The 4,741-nt window shown below is 59.1% G+C and carries 4 protein-coding genes; 1 reads left to right on the forward strand and 3 read right to left on the reverse strand.

Annotated elements, in window-relative coordinates; all coding sequences use genetic code 11:
* Together HKN37_17020 and fsa are read right to left on the reverse strand one after the other, a co-directional pair.
* The coding region (locus tag HKN37_17020; GenBank protein NNE48357.1) for an MBL fold metallo-hydrolase at positions 1-1,192 on the reverse strand (1,192 nt) is incomplete at its 3' end.
* Positions 1,193-1,251: 59 nt separating this feature from the next.
* The gene (gene fsa / locus HKN37_17025) at positions 1,252-1,908 is read right to left on the reverse strand and encodes a fructose-6-phosphate aldolase (protein ID NNE48358.1); all 657 of its coding nucleotides are present in this window, start codon (positions 1,906-1,908) and stop codon (positions 1,252-1,254) included.
* Between the two features lie 148 nt (positions 1,909-2,056).
* On the opposite strand from fsa, the gene HKN37_17030 reads away from it, so the two are divergent.
* Positions 2,057-3,334 carry a hypothetical protein gene (locus HKN37_17030; GenBank protein ID NNE48359.1) on the forward strand — a complete coding sequence of 426 codons (1,278 nt, stop codon included), beginning with the start codon at positions 2,057-2,059 and terminating at the stop codon, positions 3,332-3,334.
* A gap of 74 nt (positions 3,335-3,408) precedes the next feature.
* On the opposite strand, the gene HKN37_17035 is transcribed toward HKN37_17030, so the two are convergent.
* On the reverse strand, positions 3,409-4,741 hold a 1,333-nt coding region (locus HKN37_17035; protein NNE48360.1), incomplete at its 5' end, for a SpoIIE family protein phosphatase.

The following is a 4,741-nucleotide window of genomic DNA, read 5'->3' on the forward strand; positions in this document are numbered from 1 at the left end:
GAGCTCCTCTGGAGGCCTCGAGTACGACATCTACCGGCTCATTTCCTTTCCTGGCAGCCGCCACCAGCAGCCGCGATGCCGGCGACTCCTCGGTCGCAAAACCGACCAGCATCACGGCGTTCCGAGCGTCTCCGATCAGTCGCTGCGCCAGCTTGTTCGACAACGTGCGCTCGAACATCATTCCACTTGATACAACGTGTATAGCTGGCTGCGTGAGAACTTTTTCCTTGCCGGCGCGACCGCGCGGGAGGCGAAGCTGCTCCACGCCCTCCACCGTAAATTCCTCGTTCAGGCGAGGCGATACAAGCCGTGTACGATCGTAAAGCTCGGCGACAGCGCGCATGGATCCAGCGGTATAGACCGGGGCCTCCGCCGGCAGGATGCTCCGCTTCTTGAAGCGGTCGATAAGTGCCAGCACCTCCTGCGCTCGTCCGATCGCAAATACGGGGACGAGGGACGACCCTCCACGATCCCACACCTCGCGCAACGCCTGCCCGAATCGGTCTTCCTCCAGCCGTCGTGTCGTCAACTCGGCCTCCGCATCACTGCCCAGCGTCGATTCAAGGACCAGCACGTCAACAGGTGACTCCGGGTAATTTCCCGCCGGCAAGATCGTCTGCGAGCGCAGGTTGGTGTCACCCGTGTAAAACACCCGCCGGGACTCGCCGTTGTCCCTAAATTCCAGCTCTACCCCGGCAGCGCCCAGGATATGCCCCGAGTGGTGCAGCGTCGCCGACACGTGCCCTCCGTTCCTGACTCCCCGCAGATCGAATGTTTCGCGGAGCTCGTGCGTCTGGTACAGGAAGCTCTGCATCTCCAGTTCCTTGTCGTCAAACATTGGGGCGTGAGTTGACGAACCCTCTCTGAGCCGCCTTTTCTGGAGTCGGGCCGAAGCCGGCAAAACAAACTCGGCAAGATCTCGGGTCGGCCGCGTCATGTGCACCTGGGCGTGCGGGAATTCCCGTATCAGAATCGGTAATCCACCGATGTGATCGTGGTGGGCATGTGTGACAATGACGTGATCGACAAAGGCCGACGTGCTTTTCTTCACCACGTCGAATCGAGGCAAGCCCGCGGGGCCGTCCTCATTCGGGTCGACGCCTGCATCAAGCATGACACCGGTGCCTGAGGCTTCTATCAGGTGGCAGCTTGCTCCGATGGAGTCAGAGGCACCCAGCGATGTAAATTTCATGGTCTCGCATGCCGGTTGGTGGGATCGACGATGCGCAGAACCGGGCGGAAACGGTTCACCTATTGAGCCACCGCCTGGTAATCGGCCCAGTCCGAGAGGAATTTCTCGAGCCCCAGGTCAGTGAGCGGGTGTTTGATCAGTTTCTTGATCACGTCGAACGGTATGGTTGCAACGTCAGCACCTATCTGGGCACACCTCACGACATGCATGGGACTCCGGATGGATGCCGCAAGCACCTGGGTTGCGTAGCCATAGTTCTGATAGATCTGAACGATCTCCTCGATCAGCGTCAGGCCATCGGTGGAAACATCGTCGAGGCGACCCATGAACGGACTGATGTAGGTGGCGCCGGCCTTGGCGGCGATCAACGCCTGCGTCGGGGAGAAACACAGGGTACAATTCGTGCGAATGCCCTCCTCCTTAAACGACTTGAGCGCCTTGATCCCGTCCATGATCAACGGGACTTTGACGACCACGTTGTCATGTATGGCGGCGAGCACACGACCTTCCCTCATGATTCCGTCGTAATCCGTGGCGACCACTTCCGCCGACACGTCACCGTCCACGATTTCGCAGATGCGGAGAATGTGCGTGTGAAAATCGGAGCCACCCACCTTCTTCATGAGCGAAGGATTTGTCGTAACACCGTCCAGAACGCCCATCGCGTTTGCTTCGCGGATCTCGTCAAGGTCGGCTGTATCGATGAAAAACTTCATGTGCTCTGGCGGATAAGTGCGGGAGTCGGTAGGAGGGCCTAAGTTACGGCCGTCCGATGAACGGTTCTCTAATCAACCACGATTTAGCATACGTTTCTCCTGTCGATAATTTGGCTGGCACCACCAGGCGACATTTACCCGCACATTCATGCTCGTTTGCATCTTCGAAGACGATCGTGTTGAGCACTTCTTCCCGCTCACCCGAACGAGAGCCGTGTACAGCCTTCGAATGGGCCGGCGAACGATACTTGACACGGTCGCGGAGACCGTCGACGCGACCGGGATCGTCCTGCACTGCCGTACCGGGCTAGCGGACGTTGTTCGCGAGGAAACGGGCAGGCTCGTAAATCGGATCGCAGCCGGTGTAGACGTTCTGTTCGTCAACGGCCGGATCGTGCTGAATTCGCTAGACCAGCTGGCTCCCGTTCTGGAGGCAAGCCGATCGTCGACGCCGACCGTATTTGTCCATGGCGAGGAGGTTATCGCCGCGTGGGTGCCTGCAGCAGCCGACCCAGGTCGCATGGTCAACCGGGAGTTGATCAACCTGGAGGCCTTTCCAGATTTTCGGGTCGAAACACTCGCAGGAGTGGCGCTGGTCAGCAGGATCTGGCATTTGCTTGCTCACATGGAAGCGACGATCAAGACAGATTTCCAGACTCTGACGAAGGGCGTAAACGTATTCGAGCGACCCGATACGCGGATCTCCGAGCGCGCCGATCTCGTGAACGGCGAGCAGATTTTCATTGCCCCGGGCGCGGAGGTGCGCTCCGGCGCAGTCCTCGACGCATCAGACGGACCCATCATCATCGATCACAGTGCCCGCGTGATGGAACACGCGGTGATCCACGGTCCGGTTTCGATCGGTGAACATGCGACGGTGAAGGTCGGCGCCTTTCTGGAAAACTGCGTGATCGGTCCATGGAGCAAGGTCGCCGGAGAGGTGCACGACTCGGTCATTCACTCATTCAGCAACAAGTCACACGCGGGCTTCATGGGTCACTCCTACCTGGGAAGCTGGGTCAATCTCGGAGCGCACACGAACACGTCGAACCTGAAGAACGACTACGGGATTGTATCGGCGTTCAACGAGGCCCTCAGAGAGATGGAGAAGACGGACTCGATATTTGCCGGTCTCTGCATGGGCGACCATTCCAAGTGCGGCATCGATTCGATGTTCAATACGGGTACGGTCGTCGGCGTGTCGTGCAATCTGATCGGTTCCGGGTATCAGCCACGCCACATTCCGTCGTTCCTATGGGGAAGTCCTCATGGTGGATACGTGACGTATCGGCTCGACAAGGCGCTGCGGGTAGCGGAAACCGTCATGCGGCGTCGCAACAAAGATCTGTCCGCAGCGATGATGGACCTGTTGGCGTCGGTGCACGAGGCCACTAAATCCGATCGGGACCGGGGCATTCTGCGGTAATCGCAGCGAACCGCGAGATTGGTCAGACGAGTTCACCTGACTCCTGGACGGCAACAAACCGCGGCCGCATTTCTCTAGGAGACGACCTTGACGACAAGCATTGTGAGGTCGTCGCTGAGGGCCGTTGCACTTCCTGTCCATGCGATGATGGCAGAGCGCACGGCATCCAGCACCCCCTGTGCGTCGAGGTGACGATGCTCTCGAAGTACCGCCTCGAGTCGGAATTCCTCGAACTCCACCTCCTCCGAACTCATAGCCTCGGTGACGCCATCCGTGAACATCGCCAGTACGTCTCCGGTCTTCAAGAACACGTCGCCCCGTTCGTATGGCATGCCCCGCATCACCCCGAGCAGCAGTCCTCCGGCTTCGAGTTCCTCCATCTCGCCGTCGGCATGGATCAGCATCGGCGGATTGTGGCCGGCGTTGACATACCTGAACGAGTGGTCGTCGGCCGTGTAGATCCCGTGGAAGTAGGTTATGAACTTGTCGAATCCGGTGTTGTCGCAGATCACGCGGTTGATATGCCCGGTGATTTCGGCAAGCGGGATTTCGAGCGGCACGAGTGTGCGAAGAGCGGCCTGGAGATTTGACATGAGCAGCGATGCCGGCATCCCCTTGCCGGTCACGTCGCCGATTGCCAGCAGCAGCCGGTCGTCGTCCAGACGGATCACGTCGGTGTAGTCGCCGGCCACGTGTCGACTTGGCAGCGCGAGCATCGCGATCTCGATGCCGGGCGCCGTCGGCAGCTCACTCGGCTGAAGACCTTCCTGAATCACGCGCGCCAGACGCATCTCCTCTTCCAGTCGCTCCTTTTCGATCTGCTCGTCCACGAGAAAAGAGTTCTGGATCGAGACGAATGCGAGGTTAGCGAGAGCTGTGAGGAACTCGATCTCGCCGGGCCGATACGCACCCTTCAACTTGGGCCCGAGACACAGCATCCCGCAGGTCTCGCCCTGGTGCTTGATCGGAAGCGCAAGAGCGTAACCACGATCCTTTAGCCAGTGCGAATTCTCCGACGTGTCGTCGATCACGATGTTGGCTTCAATCGCGCACAGCTGCTGCAGGAAGTCCTCCGGCACGTCACCGCTGGCACCCGCAGCCGAAACAACCTGGATGTCGTAGCCATCCCCTTTCTCGCTCTCCTCTTCAACTTTGCGGCGCAAAACGAACAGATGCTTCCGCACCATCATCTGGCCCATCAGGGCAAACGACAGAAGCTTGACGAGGCGATCGCGATCAACCGTGGCGTTGAACTCCTTCGAAATATCAAACAGCGTGTTCAACTGCTGGATCTTGTCGTCCAGGCTCCGATTCGTATCGCGCAGCTCCTCGACGACCATCGAGTTGTTGATGGCCGAAGACGACATGTTCACGAGCGACTTGACGAACTCCAACTCGTGCTTCGTG

It is taken from the genome of Rhodothermales bacterium, from assembly GCA_013002345.1.
Lineage (GTDB): Bacteria > Bacteroidota > Rhodothermia > Rhodothermales > JABDKH01 > JABDKH01.

Excerpts from the sequence above, each read along its gene's own strand:
- fsa (NNE48358.1), bottom strand. The coding sequence starts at position 1,908 with ATGAAGTTTTTCATCGATACAGCCGACCTTGACGAGATCCGCGAAGCA.
- HKN37_17030 (NNE48359.1), top strand. The coding sequence starts at position 2,057 with ATGCTCGTTTGCATCTTCGAAGACGATCGTGTTGAGCACTTCTTCCCG.